Below are 18,734 nucleotides of genomic sequence, written 5' to 3'. Positions count from 1 at the left end.
GCTTTAATACAAAACAATATGCACCTTTTGTGATCCGTGCACGCCAAAAACCGCTATGAGTTCAATATCTGCCGTGCGTGAAGGTCCAGCGATAAACAAAAGATTACTTGGCAGCACAGGATTTTCACTTTTAATAAGATTTAATGCTTGCGCTAAACTTCCTACAATATTCTTTTTTTCTAAAAGCATAATGCAGAGCGTTGGTGCAAGAGAGAGCATTCTAGGCTGTGTGCTACTAGAATGCACTAATGCAACTCCGTGTGAGCTAACCCCAACCCTTGCACGCACAATAGAAAATTCACTATGGAATACTTCTTTGCGCAATTCCTCAATTTCTTTATTAAAGCATACTTTTTCTTGCGCCTTAATTTTATCAATATCAAGCCCTAAGCTCTCTCCGTAAATCATTTTTGTATAGCCGTAGTTTGCGACAATGGAGTTGATTTTATCCTCTAACTCTTCTTTAGCGCATTCTTCTACAATGTATTTATTATCTGTCATTTTGCGCTTAAGCTCCTCTAGCCTATCCTCACTTCTTTGGATGTGTTCTACTGGATCAACGCTTGGTTTATCAATAAAGCTAGAATCTTTATGTGCCCTTTTTAAGCGTTCTAAAATCTGCCCTTTGCTGCGCTGTGAAATTTCTTGGATTCTACTCATAAATCACCCCATCCATTTTTTGAATCTCTTGGTATAAATCAAGTTTAATTTGTGGAAGCTCCTTAAATGCACTCCATTTTTTAACCACTGGCAAAGAATCTTTAAATTTATGTAAGATTCCATTAAAATAATGCGCTTTTGAAAGCGAAAAACGCCAAATTGCGCCATTTGTGGCAAGCCTTACAAAATTCCGCATTGCACTAGATTCTGCTTTGTCATATTCTAATGCACTTGCGCCAAGTGGAGGATTCTCCCCTTGTCCAACCTTATTAGAACGCAACTTTCTAATCAAATCTGCTAAAGGAATCTTAACAGGACACACTTCAGAGCATCGCCCACAAAGCGAACAAAAACTTAAAATATCCCCCGTTGCATCAATGCCAAAGAGATTAGGGCTAATCACTTCTCCAATGGGTCCGGGGTAAATTGTCTGGTAAGTGTGTCCACCAATCTTATCATACACCGGGCAAAAGTTCATACAAGCCCCACAGCGAATACAGCGCAATGCTTCATAATAATCTTGATGCGCTAACATATCACTTCTGTGATGATCAAATAGCACAATATGCACTTCTTTTGGTCCGTCTAAATCGCCATTTTTACGCGGTCCTGTGATGATGTTATTATAAGTTGGGATAAATTGCCCTGTCGCTGATGGTGTGAGCAAATGCACCATTGTTGCTGCATCCTCAAAGCTTTCCATCACTTTTTCAATTCCACATAGCGCAATGTGAATATCAGGCGCAGTGGTACACATTCTACCATTGCCTTCATTTTCAATTAACCAAAACGCCCCTTCCTTAGACATTGCAAAATTCACTCCGCTTAATCCCATTTGCAAACCTTCAAACTCACTCCTTAAGTGTTTTCTTGCAATGGCATTTAGCTGTTCTGGCTCAGTTTCCAAAGGAGCATTAAGCTTGTCTTCAAAAATTTTTCCAATCTCATAACGATTGCGATGGATTGCAGGCACAACAATATGCACAGGTGTCTCTCCATTAAGCTGTAAAATTAACTCACCCAAATCCGTTTCAATCGCACTAATCCCTTTAGCTTCAAGGTAATGGTTTAACCCAATCTCCTCACTTGCCATAGACTTGCCCTTAAGGATTTTTGTAATGTTTTTTTCCTGCATAAGGGTATAAATAATCTCACAAGCATCATTACTGCTAGACGCCCAATGCACTTGGATTCCATTTTTTGTAGCATTTGCTTCAAATTCTAAAAGGCGTTCTTCTAAACGCATTAACGCATTGTTTTTAGCCTGTTCTGCCTTTGAGCGTAAGCCCTGCCAATCTTGAAATTTATCTTCAATGACTTTTAAACGATTTTTCTGCAAAGTGTGCATTGCAATATTTAGATTCTCACGCATTTGTCTATCATTAAGCTTGGTATTTACAATTTGTTCGTGTGGAATCTTTTCACTCATAAACGCACCCCTTCTATCCTTTTTAATAAAAAGTCATACAAATGCACTCCTTTAACCTCCGAGCCTATGCGTTCCATTGTGCCTTTAATGTTTAAAAGACAGCCTCCATCGCCACTAATCACATATTGCGCACCGCTATTTTGAATATCTTTTATTTTTTGCATTGCCATAGCATTTGAAATCTCAGGCTCTTTAATAGAAAATGTCCCACCAAACCCGCAACATTCCTCTTCAAACTCTAATGGCACAAGCTCAACATTTTTTAGTCTTTTAATGAGATTCTTACTAGCTTCAATGCTTTTTTGCACCCTTAATGCGTGGCAATTAGAATGCCAAGTTACCTTAACACTCTCCCCCCTATCCTCATAATCCACTTTTAACACCTCATCTAAATATTGACTAAGCTCTATCACTTGAGAGCTAAAAGAGCGCACCTTATCAAATTCCTTATCTTCTTTAAAAAGCTCTAAATAATCGTGGCTCATCATTCCTGCACAAGAACCACTTGGCACAACAATGGGATAACCCTCTTTAAATTGCTGGATATTATAAAGCGCAACCTCCTTGCTTTCCTTAAAATACCCAGAATTAAACGCAGGCTGTCCGCAACAGGTTTGATTTTTTTTAAAAATCACTTCCACGCCTTCTTTGCGCAAAAGCTTAATGGCATTAACCACCATCTCTTGCATTGCTGCACTGCCTAAGCAGGTGGCATAAAAATACACTTTTTTCATTTACGATTCCTTATTTTGCTAAAAGGACAATCTCAGGAATGATATTTCCAAGCATTGTCGCAATGATAAATGTCCAAATCCCAATTAAAATAATAAAGCCCACAGAATATTTTAAAGTGAATTTAAATAAATCTGACTCCCTGCCCACTAATCCAACAGCTGCACACGCAATAGCAATGGATTGTGGGGAAATCATCTTACCAACAACACCACCTACTGAATTTGCCGCTAAGAATAATGCTTCCCCAATTCCTAATTCTCTAGCAGTTACTTGTTGCAACGGACCAAATAATAAATTTGAACTCGTATCACTTCCTGTTAAGAAAACACCAATCCAGCCAATTACAGGACTAAAGAATGCAAAAGCATTGCCAGTTTGCGCAAAGGCAAATCCTAAAGTCGCACTCATCGCAGAATTTTTTGCAATGAAAGCAAAGGCAACAACTAAACCAATGGTAATGCAAGGAATCGCCATTTCCTTTAGCGTATCCCAAAAACATTCTGCAGCATCACTTGCTTTGATTTTTAACACCCAAATGGTTAAAAAAGCCGCCACTAAAATTGCTGTTCCTGCTTGCAATGCTACAAAATTAATCGGCAAACTCAAGCTGACAGGCTTACCATTCATATCTACAATACCGCCTTGAATATTGTTAAAAGCAATCGTAATTTGCGTATAATCAAAAATCGCCCCTTTAGCAAAAAATGCTTTAAACCAAGGCTGCGTCCAAATAATAATACAAACAATCAACAAAATAAAAGGCATCCACGCCTTAACAATCTTTCCAAATTCTAGTTTTTGTTGATTTGAGAAATCTTTTTCATCGTCTAATCTAAAAATATTACTAGGCTTCCAAAACTTCAAAAACAAAGTGGTACAAACAATAGAAACAATCGCAGAAACAATATCAGGCAACTCTGCACCTAAAAAGTTAGAGCTTAAAAATTGTGTCGCTGTAAAACTCACAGCTGCAACTAAAATTGCGAGAAATGTTTCCTTAACACCCTTAAATCCATCCATTAAAAACACAATAAAAAATGGCACAATCAAACTAAGCGGAACTAACATTCTACCAACCATTGCAGAAACAGCGTATTGTTCTACACCAACAAGATTTGACATAGCAATAATTGGAATCCCAACTGCACCAAAAGCAACAGGGGCAGTATTTGCAATCAAACAAAGCCCTGCTGCATAAAGAGGCTTTAATCCAAGTCCTACAAGCAATGCAGCAGTGATTGCCACAGGTCCCCCAAAGCCAATCGCCCCTTCTAAAAATGAACCAAAACAAAATCCAATCAAAATCACCTGAATCCTATGGTCAGGCGTGATAGACATCACACTTTGCTTAATCACTTCAAAAGAGCCAGATTTTACAGAAAGCTTATAAAGGAATATCGCTGCGATGATAATCCACGCAATTGGCCACATTCCTTGTGCGAACCCTTGCACAAAACTCGCTCCAACCAATGAAAAAGGCATTCCATAAACAAACAGCGCAATTACACTTGCAACAATCACGGTCAAAAACCCTGCTTGATAGCCCTTTAGCTTAAAAACTAATAAGCCTAGCAAAAATGTTAAAATTGGCAAAAACGCCACAACTGCACTTAACCAAATATTATTTAAAGGATCAACAATTTGTTGCCACATAATCACTCCTATTTTAGATATATTTATAGTGTAATGTAGGAAAAATTAAAAATTATTGAGCGTTAAGAAAAAATAAATTGTTTGAAAAACTATGTATAGAATCGTTACAGCTAAAAGCATAGAAAATCATTCTTAAAACGCACATAATTTTGCGCAGACTCTTTAATGAGTGCCACTTCCTCATCTTTAAGCTCCCTTACAAATTTTGCAGGATTGCCTAGAATTAAAGAGCGTGGAGGGAATTTTTTACCCTTTGTTACCACGCTTCCAGCCCCTACAATGCTATCCTCTTCAATCACTGCTCCGTCCATTATTACAGCATTCATACCCACCAAAATACGATGCTTTAAAACACAGGCGTGGATTACACAATTATGCCCAATCGTTACATCATCACCAATCTCCACAGCATAGCCATTATCTAGTGCATTGCCTTGTGCATCATAAGTTTTATGCCACACATGCAGCGTTGTTAAATCTTGAATATTTGTGTGCTTGCCAATTTTTATCGCATTCACATCACCTCTAAGCACACAATTAAACCACACACTAGAATCCTCCCCAATCTCCACTTCTCCAATCACCTTAGCACCCTCTGCAATAAAAACATTGCTTGCCACTTTTGGTACTTTGTCTTTAAATTTTATTAGCACAACAAATCCTTTTATTTAAAATTTCTAAAATAAATCAAAGAATTGCTTAAAAAGTTTTAAAATAATAATTGCCTTGTCTAGCATAAATTTTAGATAATTTGCGCAATGATTAAATACATTTTAGGTTTTATCAACTCAATAAAATAATGCTTGAAGCATATCAGTTACGCGTTTATCTTCTCCGCTTTGTGTTGTACTAAGACGCAAAAGTGGGAAATTATGCTTTTTGCAAATGCTATCTTTAAGCTTATCGCGATTTAGCTGTTTGCACGTATGATGAAACGCATAGCCATCAATCTCAATGGCAAGCAAAGGTGCTTTATCCATAATATGATAAATAATGAAGTCAAAATGTGTAAGTGGATTTTGCGCATAGAACCTTTCTTCTTGCGTTAGAGTTTCATCTATTTTAATAACTTTAGCAAGGGGTATATGCGGCAAAACATCAAGGCTGCGATAAGAATCCTGCTGGAGTATATCTTTGATAAAAGCAAAGGCAATATTTTCTGAATCAAATTGTGATATGCGCTTTTTACCCTTAAGATATAATGCCCTTGCTTGCGCATTTGCTTTATAGAGCAAATCAAAGATTGAATAAACTTTGCTCTCTATGGGCTTGGCACTTTGATAGGTGATATAACGGATAAAGTCATTGATATTTGTGTTTTGCTTATGGCACACCTCATAGGATACGATGAGCTTTAGCTGCTTTTTAGCTCGTGTAATGGCGACATTTAGCATTTTACTATCATCGATAAAATCATTGCTTTGATTATCGGTAGTGGCGATGATGATAAGGTCTTTTTCCCTGCCTTGATATTTATGCACAGTGTCTGCTTCAATCTTTACCCACTGCATTTTGCAAATGTGCTTTTTGCTTATTATAGGGAGTGATAATACCTATCTCTTGTGGCTCTATGGTGGTGCTTGGCAGGATTTCATTGGCGATAATATCAATTTCTCTTTGATTATAATGCCCTCTTGCGTGATTTCCAGCAGGACTAACATACACTTCTAGCACATTTGCTTCTCCATTATCTTCACTTAAAACGACAAGTGCATTGTCATAAAACTTTTGATTGCAAAAATTGATGATTTTAGGGTGGCAGCGATAATGCTCTTTGAGCAAAACTCTAGGAGCATTTGGCAAAACATTGCACATAGAGCTTAAAAAAGAATGCTTGGAGTAATCATAGTGTGGCGGTATTGTATGGCGTTTAGTAATCTCTTGGATTTGTTTAGAGATTGTAGAATCTATCACATTTGGCAGCTGCTTTGCATCCCCTACAATCACAATATTTCTAGCCACACTTAGAGCTAAAACACCTGTTACTAAATCTACCTGCGAGGCTTCATCGATAATCAAATAATCAAAGAGAAAGTCTCTCCTAAAACAATTTTTAATAGCGTGTGTGGTGCTAAAAATTATGGGATATTCATCGCAAAACTGCTCTGCATTAGCTAAAAGATCTTTTTCGCTAAAAATAGGTCTTTGTGTGCGATTACTATATCGAATCCGCAGAGATTCACGCAAAAGGATTAAAGAATACTCTTGTAAGCGTTCTAGCGTTTGTGCATTGCGCAATGTTTCTAGGCGTTTTATATCGTGTGCGAGTGTTTCTCTAGTAGCAGCGATGCTTTACATATAATAAGCATATTCAAAATGCTGGATAATCTCTTGCAAAGGAAGCTTATAAAAAGCAAAATTTCCAATGCGCCCTATCAAACAGAACTTACATATAAGCAAAAAATATCGCCAACCTTTTGGAGTGTTTTTAAGAGCAATTTTTGCCTTTAATAAAAGAGCAGAATCCTTTTGCAAAAGTGTTAAAAATGTGGATTTATCTGTAAATTTTCTTGCGTTGTGAAATGGCGAAATTCTAGCTCTAATGCACTAAGTAGAGATTTTTGCTTTGCGATAGCATTTTGTAAAACAAAAATCTCTTGTGCTTGTGTGTTAAGCTTTTTTATGGCTTGAGAAAGCGTGTCTTTTCTCTCTTGTGTGATGGATTGTGCAAAATCTGGGTAGGCATTTGATTGGTTTTGCAAAAACTGCTTGATATTATCCTTTTTACCAAGCTTTGCACACAGATGTGATAAGCCATATTTTTCTAGCTTCATAAAGACATTATCCGTAGCGGCATTATTATTAGAAACCACAGCTACATTTTTTCCAAGAAAAATACTATTTGCAATGATGTTTAATATGCTTTGTGTTTTGCCTGTGCCGGGCGGTCCTTCTATGATACTTACTTGAGCTTTTAAAGCATTGCAAATTGCTTGGAATTGTGAGGTATTCAAGCCAAATGGTGAAAGTATGGGAGAGTTTATCTCATTAGTCCTATGTGGCTGGCTTGGGCATAAATAATTGCACAAAACACTTTCTTTTACTGGCATATCTATTTTGCTATATGCCTTTGATAGAAGTGACTCATTGTCTTCATTTTTTACCCCCACGATAGTAGCCAACTCTTTGCAATACAAAAATACATTGGCATTGCTACCTTTTACATTTGGCAATAGCATTGTTGTTTCTAATAATTTTGTTTTTCCATTGTCAAAAAATATTTTGCAATATTTGTCAAAAATAAGAGCAAATTCAGCATTATAAATACCAAGCTCCTCGGGCTTTTCGTGCTTTTGCGGATTTGCAAGAAAGATGACTTTGTCGTGTCCATAAGGGTAGGTTTTTGGTGCGTTGGCAAATGTGATAAGCCATAGAGCATTTCGCTTTTCTATACTTGTAATAGATTCTGTTTTATCTTTGCCATTGAGCAAAATTAAAAACTTTGTGCTATCCACAGACACCCCAAAATAAACTTACAAGATTATAAACCAATATTATATTCTATAATAAACTTGCACATCCTTGATTTTTCCTTAAAATTACAAGTTTACAATCTTAAATACATAAACTTAGCTATTTATTTTGTAAAAATTCTACAACAAACCTTCCTTCTCTTCTAACTCCAAATATTGTAGAATCTTTGTTTCACAAAGCATCTTTTTTTCTTCAAATTCTTTTGATTTTTCTTGTAATTCTTGTGTGCTTAAACTTCCATTATAAAGCAAGCTTTCTAGGGTTTTAAGCTCCGCTTCTAAAGCTTCAATCTCTTGGGGTAGAATCTCTAAAAGGCGTTTTTCGTGGTAGCTTAATTTTGTTTTCTTTACCTCTTTAAAGAATGCTTTAGCAGAATCCTGTTTTTCCTCTGCTTTATTGCTTTGCTCCCTACACTCCTGTTCTATTAAAGCATATTCCTTTAACTCTTTTTGCATCTCTAAATACTCACTAAAGCTTCTATGCGATTCCATAATCTCACCATTTCCCTTAAACACATACAAACTTTTTGCGATTTTATCCACAAAATAGCGGTCGTGGCTTACAAAAAGAATTGCCCCTTGAAAACTCTGCAAATACTCTTCTAAAATATTAATGGTAGGAATGTCTAAATCATTTGTTGGTTCATCTAAAATCAAGCAATCATAATCTTTGGTAAAAAGCAAGGCTAGCGCAACACGATTCTTTTCTCCTCCGCTTAATGCACCAATTTTCTTATCCAAAAATTCTTTAGGAAACAGGAAGTTTTTAAGGTAGCCAAAAATGTGCATACTCTTGCCACGCACTTCAATATGATCGCCACCAAAAGGACAAAAAGTCTCTAGCAAATCCTTGCTATCATCAAGCATTTCTCTGTGTTGATCAAAATAACCAATTTTCACCTCACCACATTCTACACTTCCACCACTTTGGCGCATTTTTCCTAATAAAATTTTCAGCAATGTAGATTTACCAGCCCCATTGCGCCCAACAATTGCAATTTTATCACGCTGTAAGATTCTAGCATTAAAGCTATGGATTAACACTCTCTCTCCTAGCTCCATTCTCAAATTTTTAAGCGTGAAAAGCATTTTCTTACGATTAACGCCCTCTTCTTGATTAAAGTTTTTACGCTCCCTCTCTAACTCTAAAGTCATTTTACGGATGATTGAAGGATTTGTTTTTGCTATTTTTTTCATTTCCATAATGCGCTCCTTGCGTCCTTCATTGCGCTTAACCCTTGCACGCACTCCACGCGCTAGCCACTCTTCTTCTGCTTTTAAGTGTTTTAGCAGTGTTTCGTGGCTTTTAGCAAGGCTTAAAAGCAAAGCTTCCTTTTGGCGCAAATACTCACTATATCCCCCCTTAAAACTTCTAACCTTACCTTCTTCTACTTCCACCACACGCGTAGCAACTCTGTCAATAAAATATCTATCGTGGCTAATAAACACTAGCGTGAAATTCCCATATAATAGCATTTCTTCTAAAAACTCTACCATTTCAACATCTAAATGGTTTGTTGGCTCATCTAAAAGTAAAATGTCTGGCTTATGGAGCAATAAACACGCTAAGGCTACGCGCTTTTGCTCCCCTCCACTTAACAAATTCACGCATTGATGCTCTAAAGATTCCAATGCAAAAGTTTCTAAAATTTGCTTGATTTTAGATTCCATATCCCAAGCATTATGATGCTCAAGAAAACTTGTAAGCTTCGCATATTCCGCTAAAAGTGCTTTATCATTAGGCGCATTTTGTAATAAGTTTGCAATTTCAAAATACCTTTCCTTTGCGTAATTTTGCTCACTTAAAGCTTCAACAATTGCCTCTTTTGTAGTTTGTCCTGCTTTAAAATCTGGCTTTTGGATTAAATGCTTTAGCTCCAAATCCCCCTCTAAGATTCTAACTCCATCATCACTTTCTAACTCCCCACTTAAAATCTTAAGCAATGTAGATTTACCAGCTCCATTGCGCCCAACAATTGCTACACGCTCCTTCTCTTCAATGTGCAAAGAAATGTCTTGTAAAATTGCTTTATAATCGTATTGCTTAGAAACATTTTGCAAAGAGAGATTAGCCATTTACTTTTGCTCCTTTATTTTGTGCTAGCTTAAACATTAAAAGCACAAGACAGAATCCTCCGATACACAAAGATAATAACTGCCCTTGCGTTAGCCACCCAAATGCGATAAACCCTAGTTGGGAATCTGGTTCTCTAAAAAACTCCCCCATAAAGCGCATTAAAGAATATAAAATCCCATATAAGATTCCAATCTCCCCTATAAAGCGTGCTTTTTTACGATAAGCATACAAGAGAACAAACACTACAATCCCCTCTAAAAATGCTTCATAAAGCTGACTTGGATGGCGCAGCACTCCATCAACTAAGATTCCAACACTGCTTGTTGTCTCTCTGCCTACAAGCTCTTGATTTAAAAAATTCCCAATGCGCCCAAACACATAACCAAGCGGCACACTCAGTCCTGCTAAATCCACTAAAAGCCAAAAATTAACCGCTTTAATGCGCACAAAAACTATTGTTGCTATCAAAAACCCAATCACTGCACCATGAAAACTCATTCCACTAATTCCAATAAAATTTCCATCTCTATCAAAGGGATTAAAAATCTGCCACGGATTGCTTAAATAATAACTCGTATAAGGATCGTAAAAAATAATATAACCCAAACGCGCTCCTAAAATCACACCGATTTCAACCCAAATAAAATAGCTCTCTAAAAGCGTATTTGAAAGGAGATATTTATCTTTTTTTGCAATCCATTTTGCCAAAAAAAGTGCAACTAAAAGCGCAAGCACATACATTAATCCATACCAACGCACAGAGATTCCAAATAGACTGAAGGCAACAGGATTAAAAGAGCTATAAATAGAATTCCACGCCGTCATTTTGAACCTCAAAAAATGTGTGCAACCCTAGACAATACAAATGATCATACAAATAAGGGCTAGTCACTAAAAGATGGAATCTAAAACCATCTTTACGCGCCAACTTAAGCAAATAACCAAGAATAAAAAAATTTATCTCTTTAGCCTGTGGAATCTTAAAAAGCACTTCCGTCTCTCCGGCTTGTTTGCGTTTCTCCAAAAGTGTTTTTAAGTCGTGATAATCACTAAGCTCTTTGATTTTTCCGTGTAAAATATAAGCATTCTCTTCAATCTGTTCTATGCGCAAAACTCACCTTTAAAGCAAATAGCACATTTTACCAAAAAACGCTATAATCGCTCTTTAGTTTTCAAAAAGGGCGCGTATGAAGGAACTCACTTTAGGAATCATCGGCTTAGGCGTTGTTGGTAGCAGTGTTGTAAAGATTTTAAAAGACAACCAAGCAATCATTGCGGCGCGTGCTGGCTGTGCGATTTGTATCAAAAAAGGTGCAGTAAAAGACTTCTCAAAAAAACGTGAAATTTTTGATTTTCCTCTTACAGATAATGTTGATGAAATCCTAGATGACCCTGAGATTGATATTGTAGTAGAACTTACAGGAGGTGTGGAAGCCCCCTTTGAAATCGCCAAAAAAGCCCTAAGAAATTCCAAAGCCCTAATTACAGCAAATAAAGCAATGCTAGCCTACCACCGCTATGCCTTACAACAAATTGCTGGGGATTTACCCATAGGATTTGAAGCAAGTGTAGCAGGTGGAATCCCCATCATCAAAGCCTTGCGCGATGGATTAGGGGCAAACCATATCTTAAGCATTCGCGGAATCATTAATGGCACTTGCAATTTTATTTTAACAAAAATGCAAGAAGAAGGTGTAGGATTCCAAGAAGTGTTAAAAGAAGCACAGGATTTAGGCTATGCTGAAGCAGATCCTAGCTTTGATGTGGATGGATTTGATGCTGCACACAAACTTTTAATCCTTGCAAGCATTGCTTATGGAATTGACGCACGCCCTAGTGATATCTTAATTGAAGGCATCACAAATATCACACAAGAAGACATTGCTTTTGCTAAGGAATTTGGCTACCATCTAAAACTCCTTGGAATCGCTAAAAAAGATGGCGACTCTATTGAATTACGCGTGCATCCTACTTTTTTGCCCAAAGATGCAATGCTAGGCAAAGTGGATGGCGTGATGAATGCAATTAGCGTGGTTGGCGATTGTGTAGGCGAAACGCTGTATTATGGTGCTGGAGCTGGAGGAATGGCAACTGCAAGTGCGGTAATTTCAGACATTATTGAAATCGCACGCACTAAAAGTTCTCCTATGCTAGGTTTTAAAACCACAAGCAATGCTTTAAAACTCAAACCCCTTGATGCAATCATTAGTGCCTATTATTTACGCATTTTAGTGCTAGACAAACCCGGTGTTTTAGCGCAAATTGCAAAAATCTTAGGAGAAGTTGGAATCTCTATTGCCACACTTTTACAGCACAACGATAAGCATTATTCCACACTTTTACTCTCAACCCACACTTGTAAGGAAGCAGAAATTAAACTTGCAATAGAGCGCATTAGTGCGCTTGAAGTGGTGCAAGCAACACCAACAATGATTCGCATTGAAAAATAAAGACACCATAAACACCACACAAAAGGGCAAAGAAGCCGAAAGTTTTGCTTGCGCATTTTTAGAGAGTGAAGGCTATGCAATCTTAGAGTGCAACTTCAGCACACGCTTTGGAGAAATAGACATTATTGCTAGAAAAAACGGAGTGTTGCATTTCATAGAAGTCAAAAGCGGAATCGGATTTGAACCCATCTATAATATCAGCCCCAAAAAGCTAAAAAGGCTCACAAAAACAATCCACATTTACCTAAGCAATAATCCGTTGCGCTTGCCCTATTGTCTTAGTGCGATTCTTTTAAGCAAAGACGCATTTAACGATTCCTTTTGTGTAGAATGGATAGAAAATTTAACACTTTTTTAAACAGAAATCGGCACAAAAAGTTGTGGAATCTTAATCAAATATGCGCTTAGATTTTCCACATCACGCATTGAAAAGAGTGGATTGCGTTTTACTCCCTCTTTTCTCAAAGGTAAAATTTGTAGCATATTCTTTTGAGAATTTAACCAAAGGATTGGATTTTGCAGACTTGTATTATTAATTTCTAACTTTTTATTAAACACTTTTGCAATGTGCTTGTAATAATCTAATGCTTGCCCGTGGTTTTCTTCATTAGGATCAAAATCATAAAGTAAAATTTTCAAACCCAATTGTGTAGAAAAATCAAAGACAACAGAAGAAATTTTCTCCGCTTCTTCTGTGTCTTTTGGTAAAACCACTACACTATGTGTTAAGCTATCTAAGGGCTGTGTGCCAAACTTCAAAAGCGGAATCCCTAAGTTTAGTAAATACCCACGATAACGCGTAAAGCAATACTCCTCTAGCAGAATTAAACCAATATTTTTACTTGCACTATCCTTTTGCACCAACTCCTTCAACGAAGTCTTATGGTATTCAATAGACCAGGAAATCTCACCCGTGTTTAAAAGGGGGTGGTTTTCAATTTTTCTTATTGTTGCAATATTTGTAGGGTTTAGAAAACACACTTCTAAGCGTTTATTTTTAAAAAGTTGAAACAACCAAATTGTTTGGTGTAAATAATACTCTAAATCCTTAGAATGTAGCAAATCAAAATATAGCACTACATCACGCCCAAAAGGTGTTGGAAACTGCCCAGATTCCTCTTTAATGCGGCGATAAATATCCCGAAGCGTATCAGGCTCACCTACAAGCAAAAGTGCGTCATTAGGGAGAATCGTTGTAGAGTATTTTGGCAAAATAAGTCCATTGTTGCGGTAAATTGCAACAATTTTCCACATCTTTTGCTTAATGACACCTACACTACGATAAGCATAAGGGCTACCAAAAGGCACACTCACCTGCATAATCTCGCCCTCTCCTAAGCCAATACTTTTAGTCGTTTTTGGAACATTGGGAAATTTTTCAAACAAACGACTACTAAGTAAATGCGCCTCATTCAACATTATCAGCTGTTTATCACTCCTTGCTAATGGAATCTCTCCTAGCATCGTAATTTGCAACATCTTATTATATCTACGCAGCGTATGATACACTGCTTCGCGTTCTTTAATATCTTCTAAAACCACATAGCAATCTGCAATTTCTGGAGTTAGAATCTCTTTTAATTTGCTAGAAGAACTAGGGTCAAAGTTATACGCCTTGCTATCTTGGGGAAGATTTTTAGGTAAAAGATTGGAATCTGAAGAAACAAAAATATACACATTTTTATGCAAATGCTTTAACATCAAAGTTGTTAGGAATTCTTTTGCTACAATTCCACTTAAAACTAAAAGCACTTTTCGCATACATTCCCTTACGCTATTGAAAACTAGCGAAATTCTAGCAAAAAAGGTTGCAAAATGGAATTTAATCTAATAAAAACAAACAATAACGCACGCGCTGGAATCCTAAAACTATCCCACGGAGAAGTGCCAACACCTATTTTTATGCCTGTTGGCACACAAGCAAGCGTCAAAGCACTAGATTTTAACGATCTTTTAACGCTTAATGCACCCATTATTTTAGCAAACACCTACCATTTGTATCTACGCCCAGGAGATGAGATTGTAGCAAAACTTGGAGGATTGCATAACTTTACAAAATTCCCTAGAAATTTCCTAACAGATAGCGGAGGATTCCAAGCCTTTAGCCTAAACTCTAATGTCAAGCACAAAGAAGACGGAATCCTTTTTAAAAGTCACATTGATGGCTCAAGGCATTTTTTCTCTCCTAAAAAAGTGCTAGAGATTCAATACAACTTAAATAGCGATATTATGATGATTTTAGACGATTTAGTGGGCTTGTCCGCTAGCAAAGAGCGCATTTTAGAGTCCATAAACCGCACAACAAAATGGGCAAAAGAGGCAATCACCTACCACAATCTTAAAAAACAAAATGCTAAAGATTATGGCAAACCCCTAACCAACAATATTTTTGCAATCGTGCAAGGCGGAATAGATAGGGAGTTTAGAGAAGCAAGTGCTAGGGATTTAACAAGTCTTGGGGATTTTGATGGCTATGCAATTGGCGGATTATCCGTAGGTGAACCAAATGCGCAAATGTATGCCACACTTGATTTTACAACCCCCCTTTTGCCAAAGGAAAAACCGCGCTATTTAATGGGCGTTGGCACGCCACAAGACATTGTAGAAGCAATCGCTAGAGGCGTAGATATGTTTGATTGCGTGATGCCAACGCGCAATGCAAGAAATAGCACGATTTTTACGCATTTTGGGAAACTTGCAATTAAATCCCCGCGCTTTAAGTTTGACACACAGCCACTAGATTCCAAATGCAATTGCTACACTTGTACCAACCACACGCGTGCATATTTGCACCATTTGTTCCGCGCAGGAGAGATGAGCTACTTCCGCCTTGCTAGCATCCACAATCTTTCCTATTATCTAAGCCTTGTAAGAAATACTAGAGAGGCAATTTTAAAAGGAGAATTTTTACAATTTTATAAAAATTTTTATACGGGATTAGAGAATGTATAAAATTTTAAACGCTCATACTGCAAAAAAGAGTGCTACACGATTTTTGTATAAATATTACAAATGGTTACATAAATTGGACAAAAGTTTTTAATTTTTAAAAATTTTCTTATTTTTTGTGACAAACCTGTTAGACTTAAGAATATTTTTATTTTAGGAATCTTTATGGGGATAAATACACTATTTTGCGCTGCACAAGTTGGCATTAAGGCACGAGAGGTTGAGGTTGAAGTTAGTTTCACACGCGCTCTACCTTCCTTCTCCATCACAGGGCTTGCAGGCAATGCGATTCAAGAATCCCGCCAAAGAGTGCAATCTTCACTTTTGGCTAATGGTTTTAAATTCCCGCCCCTTAAAATCACCGTTAATCTCTCTCCATCAGATTTACCCAAACAAGGTAGCTTTTATGATTTACCCATTGCGCTCTTAATTGCCCTGCACAACACATTAGATTCCACCGCACAAACGCAAAAAATCTTTGCCTTTGGGGAATTAGGGCTAGATGGGCGCATTAAAGACACGCCCGCAATCTATCCCCTGCTGTTCTCCCTTCTTGGAGATGCAAACTCTGATTCCATTTTTATTTTGCCAAAAAGCGCACAAGAATTTTATTCTAAGATTCCAAATCTCAAAGCCTATTATGCAGAATCGCTAAAAGATGCGCTAGAAATTATTCAAAATCCCCCTCCCTTGCAAATGTATGCTTCCACCTTGCCTTTTGCCCACCTTACCATCCAAAACACTCGTTATTATTTCACGCAAGATTTTCCCTTAGACTTCCAAGACATTGTTGGACAAGAGCGTGCAAAGCGTGCTGCGCTCATTGCGGCTTGCGGATTCCATAATATTCTTTTTGAAGGCAGTGCAGGCAGTGGCAAGAGTATGATTGCCTCTAGGATTCCTTATATCTTACCTCCTTTAAGCCTCAATGCAATGCTCCAACTTGCTTCTACAACACTTGTAATCTCCCCTAATCGCCCTTTTAGAAATCCTCACAATAGCGCAACAAAAGCTGCCATTCTTGGCAGTGCTGTGGGACAGAGTATAAAACCCGGTGAAATTGGACTTGCAAATTTAGGAGTGTTATTTTTTGATGAACTCCCACATTTTCCAAAAAGCATTTTAGAATCCCTGCGTGAGCCTTTAGAAAACCACCATTTCACCATTTCAAGACTGCAAACAAAAATCACTTATCCTACGGATTTTATGTTTGTAGCAGCAATGAATCCTTGCCCTTGTGGAAATCTCTTAAGCCCTACTAAAGAATGCCGTTGCAATCAAAAAGAAATCAATGCTTACAAATCCAAAATTTCAGAACCCCTTTGGGATCGCATAGATTTATTTGTAACAATGCAGGAAAACACGCAATTAGAATCTAAAAATACTACACAGCGCATAGATTCTAAAACCTTACAAAAGCAAGTATTAGAAGCTTTTAGATTCCAACAAGAACGCAAACAGACTTGCTTGAATGCAAGATTACAAGGCGTGGAATTAACACACTTTTGCACCCTCTTACAAGAAGAACAAGAAATTTTAGAAAAAGCCATTGAAAAATTTGGAATCTCAAAACGCGGGAGTGATAAAATCTTACGCATTGCACGCAGTATTGCAGACTTAGATGGGAGTAAGCACATTAAAAAATCGCATTTGTTAGAAGCATTAAGTTTTCGTCGCATTTAAAAAATTTCATATTAAATTTATCCTATAATACGCTTTAAAAATGTTAAGGTTTCTATGTTTTCTAAGCTAAAATGTATTCTCTATCCCTATTATCTGTATGGATTATTATTCCTTTCTCTTAAACATTTTATTCTACAACACTCAAGTCCAATTACTCTTTCCCTAAAACGCTTGGAATCTCAAAAGGATATTCTCTAATGCAAACACTAAATCTAAATTTTCCAAAGGTTAGCATTATTCTAACAACTTACAATCGTGAATATTTTTTCACGGAATCCATTGAAAGCTTGCTAGAACAAGATTATCCAAACCTAGAGATTATTGTTAGCGATGATGGTTCAAGCGATAATACCTTTAATATCGCCTGTGAATACGCGCAAGAAAATCCCCACATCAAAGTTGTGCAAAATGCTCACACTAAAGGTAGCGCAGGCAATCGCAACAACGGCTTAGACCACGCAAGCGGAGAGCTTATTATGCTTTTAGATGATGATGATTTGCTTTTTAAAGAAGCAATTTCACAGATGATTAATGTTTATTTGAGTTTTCAACGCCAATATGGAATCATTATTGCAAACTGCACAAGAAGTGACGATGGGTTTCTATCAGGGCAAGGAATAAATGAATCGCGTGAAATTAGCTTCCAAGAAGTTTTATGCGGACAATTAGATGGAGAGTTTATTACGCTTTTTGAGCGCAAACTTTTAGGACAAAGGCGTTTTAATGAAAATTTACAGCGTGGCAATATGGGGCTTTTATGGCTAAAACTCCATAAATATCGCCCTTGCTATTATCTGCATAAGCCCCTTAAATTTTACAGAATCCACGCAGAATCTTTAACACAAAACTTAAAATACCAGCCTTTAGAAATGGTAAAAAACTACGAACAAGACATTTTGCTTTTTTACAGAGAGCGTTTAAAATACTGTCCTATGCACCTTGCCAAGCTTTGTGCCACTGCTGCACTTCTTTACCGCCAAGGCGGAGATCGCAAAAGGGCGTTAAAAAAAATTCTCCAAAGCCTAGCAATTAGACCAAATTTACTTGCACTCCAAGTATTTGCTTGCTTATTCTTACCCATTTCCTGCTTACCAAAACTAAAAATCCGCCAACGCATTGAAAAATAGCAGAATCTTTTTCTAACTCAATTATTATTAAAAGTTGGAATCCATTTTTTATATCCGCATCAATCCATCTGCTAATTTTAGAGAAGTTCTTTTTAGAAGCTTTGCTGAATCTTCTTCTAAAAGCTTAAGGTAACATTAACTACAAATCTCACACAAGCGAAAGAAAATATTATTTTGCAAAATTAACAGACGCGCAAGCATTGCATTGCACAAATCTGCAAATGAAATCTAAGTTTTTACTAAACTTGGTTTTCATTTGCAGAAACTTCGTTTTTAAATGGGGTTTGATAATACTGCTGCAATCTTAAATCTCATAACAATTAATAATTGCCTTGATTAACTTTGGATTTTAATTTCTTTTTTAACCCTATAAAAATAATACAATTCTAAAAGACAAGAATAAAGTAAGAACAAAGATTAGTAAATGTAGCACACAAGAAAGAATCTCTTTTAACACATTCTATTACACTCTCATCTCCGCACCGTCCTACTTTACCA

Annotated in this window: 17 protein-coding genes; 5 read left to right on the top strand and 12 right to left on the bottom strand. The window is 37.0% G+C overall.

All coding sequences use genetic code 11. The features are described 5' to 3' along the window. Positions 1–3 precede the first annotated feature (3 nt). The 11 genes from MRZ19_RS07035 to MRZ19_RS06985 form a co-directional block, all read right to left on the bottom strand. Complete coding sequence (locus MRZ19_RS07035) at positions 4–660, bottom strand: lactate utilization protein C (protein ID WP_291031592.1); 657 nt, start codon at positions 658–660, stop codon at positions 4–6. Then, complete coding sequence (locus MRZ19_RS07030) at positions 653–2,089, bottom strand: LutB/LldF family L-lactate oxidation iron-sulfur protein (protein ID WP_291031591.1); 1,437 nt, start codon at positions 2,087–2,089, stop codon at positions 653–655. The genes MRZ19_RS07035 and MRZ19_RS07030 overlap by 8 nt, the downstream gene beginning before the upstream one ends. Further along, positions 2,086–2,823 carry a (Fe-S)-binding protein gene (locus tag MRZ19_RS07025; RefSeq protein ID WP_291031590.1) on the bottom strand — a complete coding sequence of 246 codons (738 nt, stop codon included), beginning with the start codon at positions 2,821–2,823 and terminating at the stop codon, positions 2,086–2,088. The genes MRZ19_RS07030 and MRZ19_RS07025 overlap by 4 nt, the downstream gene beginning before the upstream one ends. Before the next feature lie 10 nt (positions 2,824–2,833). Next, positions 2,834–4,477, bottom strand: a complete 1,644-nt coding sequence (locus MRZ19_RS07020) for a lactate permease LctP family transporter (RefSeq protein WP_291031589.1) — start codon at positions 4,475–4,477, stop codon at positions 2,834–2,836. A gap of 110 nt (positions 4,478–4,587) precedes the next feature. Further along, positions 4,588–5,130, bottom strand: coding sequence for a gamma carbonic anhydrase family protein (locus MRZ19_RS07015; RefSeq protein WP_291031588.1), 543 nt, complete (start codon positions 5,128–5,130; stop codon positions 4,588–4,590). 135 nt (positions 5,131–5,265) lie between these two features. After that, entirely contained in the window at positions 5,266–5,988 is a 723-nt protein-coding gene (locus MRZ19_RS07010; RefSeq protein ID WP_366936156.1) for a DUF2726 domain-containing protein, read from the bottom strand. After that, positions 5,969–6,715, bottom strand: coding sequence for a DEAD/DEAH box helicase (locus MRZ19_RS07005; RefSeq protein WP_366936155.1), 747 nt, complete (start codon positions 6,713–6,715; stop codon positions 5,969–5,971). Before MRZ19_RS07005 ends, MRZ19_RS07010 begins: the two co-directional genes overlap by 20 nt. 242 nt (positions 6,716–6,957) lie before the next feature. Continuing rightward, positions 6,958–7,932, bottom strand: coding sequence for an AAA domain-containing protein (locus MRZ19_RS07000; protein WP_291031587.1), 975 nt, complete (start codon positions 7,930–7,932; stop codon positions 6,958–6,960). A gap of 138 nt (positions 7,933–8,070) precedes the next feature. Then, the gene (gene abc-f / locus MRZ19_RS06995) at positions 8,071–10,026 is read right to left on the bottom strand and encodes a ribosomal protection-like ABC-F family protein (RefSeq protein WP_291031586.1); all 1,956 of its coding nucleotides are present in this window, start codon (positions 10,024–10,026) and stop codon (positions 8,071–8,073) included. After that, complete coding sequence (gene lgt / locus MRZ19_RS06990) at positions 10,019–10,852, bottom strand: prolipoprotein diacylglyceryl transferase (RefSeq protein ID WP_291031585.1); 834 nt, start codon at positions 10,850–10,852, stop codon at positions 10,019–10,021. Before lgt ends, abc-f begins: the two co-directional genes overlap by 8 nt. After that, positions 10,827–11,138 carry a hypothetical protein gene (locus tag MRZ19_RS06985; protein WP_291031584.1) on the bottom strand — a complete coding sequence of 104 codons (312 nt, stop codon included), beginning with the start codon at positions 11,136–11,138 and terminating at the stop codon, positions 10,827–10,829. Before MRZ19_RS06985 ends, lgt begins: the two co-directional genes overlap by 26 nt. A 76-nt stretch (positions 11,139–11,214) precedes the next feature. On the opposite strand from MRZ19_RS06985, the gene MRZ19_RS06980 reads away from it, so the two are divergent. Both MRZ19_RS06980 and MRZ19_RS06975 read left to right on the top strand, forming a co-directional pair. Beyond that, complete coding sequence (locus MRZ19_RS06980) at positions 11,215–12,477, top strand: homoserine dehydrogenase (RefSeq protein WP_291031583.1); 1,263 nt, start codon at positions 11,215–11,217, stop codon at positions 12,475–12,477. Next, positions 12,467–12,835 (top strand): YraN family protein, encoded by a 369-nt coding sequence (locus MRZ19_RS06975; protein ID WP_291031582.1) that lies wholly within the window; start codon positions 12,467–12,469, stop codon positions 12,833–12,835. The genes MRZ19_RS06980 and MRZ19_RS06975 overlap by 11 nt, the downstream gene beginning before the upstream one ends. On the opposite strand, the gene MRZ19_RS06970 is transcribed toward MRZ19_RS06975, so the two are convergent. Then, entirely contained in the window at positions 12,832–14,238 is a 1,407-nt protein-coding gene (locus tag MRZ19_RS06970) for a TrkA C-terminal domain-containing protein (protein WP_291031581.1), read from the bottom strand. The genes MRZ19_RS06975 and MRZ19_RS06970 overlap by 4 nt on opposite strands. Before the next feature lie 54 nt (positions 14,239–14,292). Between MRZ19_RS06970 and tgt the strand changes: the two genes are divergently transcribed. The 3 genes from tgt (at position 14,293) to MRZ19_RS06955 (ending at position 18,236) form a co-directional block, all read left to right on the top strand. Then, complete coding sequence (tgt, locus tag MRZ19_RS06965) at positions 14,293–15,429, top strand: tRNA guanosine(34) transglycosylase Tgt (protein ID WP_291031580.1); 1,137 nt, start codon at positions 14,293–14,295, stop codon at positions 15,427–15,429. 162 nt (positions 15,430–15,591) lie between these two features. Further along, positions 15,592–17,109: a YifB family Mg chelatase-like AAA ATPase gene (locus MRZ19_RS06960; RefSeq protein WP_291031579.1), complete on the top strand. Its 1,518-nt coding sequence runs from the start codon at positions 15,592–15,594 to the stop codon at positions 17,107–17,109. Positions 17,110–17,306: 197 nt separating this feature from the next. Beyond that, the gene (locus MRZ19_RS06955) at positions 17,307–18,236 is read left to right on the top strand and encodes a glycosyltransferase family 2 protein (RefSeq protein ID WP_291031578.1); all 930 of its coding nucleotides are present in this window, start codon (positions 17,307–17,309) and stop codon (positions 18,234–18,236) included. Positions 18,237–18,734 lie beyond the last annotated feature (498 nt).

This window comes from Helicobacter sp. (assembly GCF_022770205.1).
GTDB lineage: Bacteria > Campylobacterota > Campylobacteria > Campylobacterales > Helicobacteraceae > Helicobacter_D.
The sequence above is the reverse complement of the archived record's forward strand: the minus strand, read 5'-3'. Positions and strand labels throughout refer to the sequence as shown.

Bases quoted from the DNA above. Each gene is read 5' to 3' on its own strand.
- MRZ19_RS07035 (WP_291031592.1), bottom strand. From the start codon at position 660: ATGAGTAGAATCCAAGAAATTTCACAGCGCAGCAAAGGGCAGATTTTA.
- MRZ19_RS07030 (WP_291031591.1), bottom strand. From the start codon at position 2,089: ATGAGTGAAAAGATTCCACACGAACAAATTGTAAATACCAAGCTTAAT.
- MRZ19_RS07025 (WP_291031590.1), bottom strand. From the start codon at position 2,823: ATGAAAAAAGTGTATTTTTATGCCACCTGCTTAGGCAGTGCAGCAATG.
- MRZ19_RS07020 (WP_291031589.1), bottom strand. From the start codon at position 4,477: ATGTGGCAACAAATTGTTGATCCTTTAAATAATATTTGGTTAAGTGCA.
- MRZ19_RS07010 (WP_366936156.1), bottom strand. From the start codon at position 5,988: ATGCAGTGGGTAAAGATTGAAGCAGACACTGTGCATAAATATCAAGGC.
- abc-f (WP_291031586.1), bottom strand. From the start codon at position 10,026: ATGGCTAATCTCTCTTTGCAAAATGTTTCTAAGCAATACGATTATAAA.
- lgt (WP_291031585.1), bottom strand. From the start codon at position 10,852: ATGACGGCGTGGAATTCTATTTATAGCTCTTTTAATCCTGTTGCCTTC.
- MRZ19_RS06980 (WP_291031583.1), top strand. From the start codon at position 11,215: ATGAAGGAACTCACTTTAGGAATCATCGGCTTAGGCGTTGTTGGTAGC.
- MRZ19_RS06970 (WP_291031581.1), bottom strand. From the start codon at position 14,238: ATGCGAAAAGTGCTTTTAGTTTTAAGTGGAATTGTAGCAAAAGAATTC.
- tgt (WP_291031580.1), top strand. From the start codon at position 14,293: ATGGAATTTAATCTAATAAAAACAAACAATAACGCACGCGCTGGAATC.
- MRZ19_RS06960 (WP_291031579.1), top strand. From the start codon at position 15,592: ATGGGGATAAATACACTATTTTGCGCTGCACAAGTTGGCATTAAGGCA.
- MRZ19_RS06955 (WP_291031578.1), top strand. From the start codon at position 17,307: ATGCAAACACTAAATCTAAATTTTCCAAAGGTTAGCATTATTCTAACA.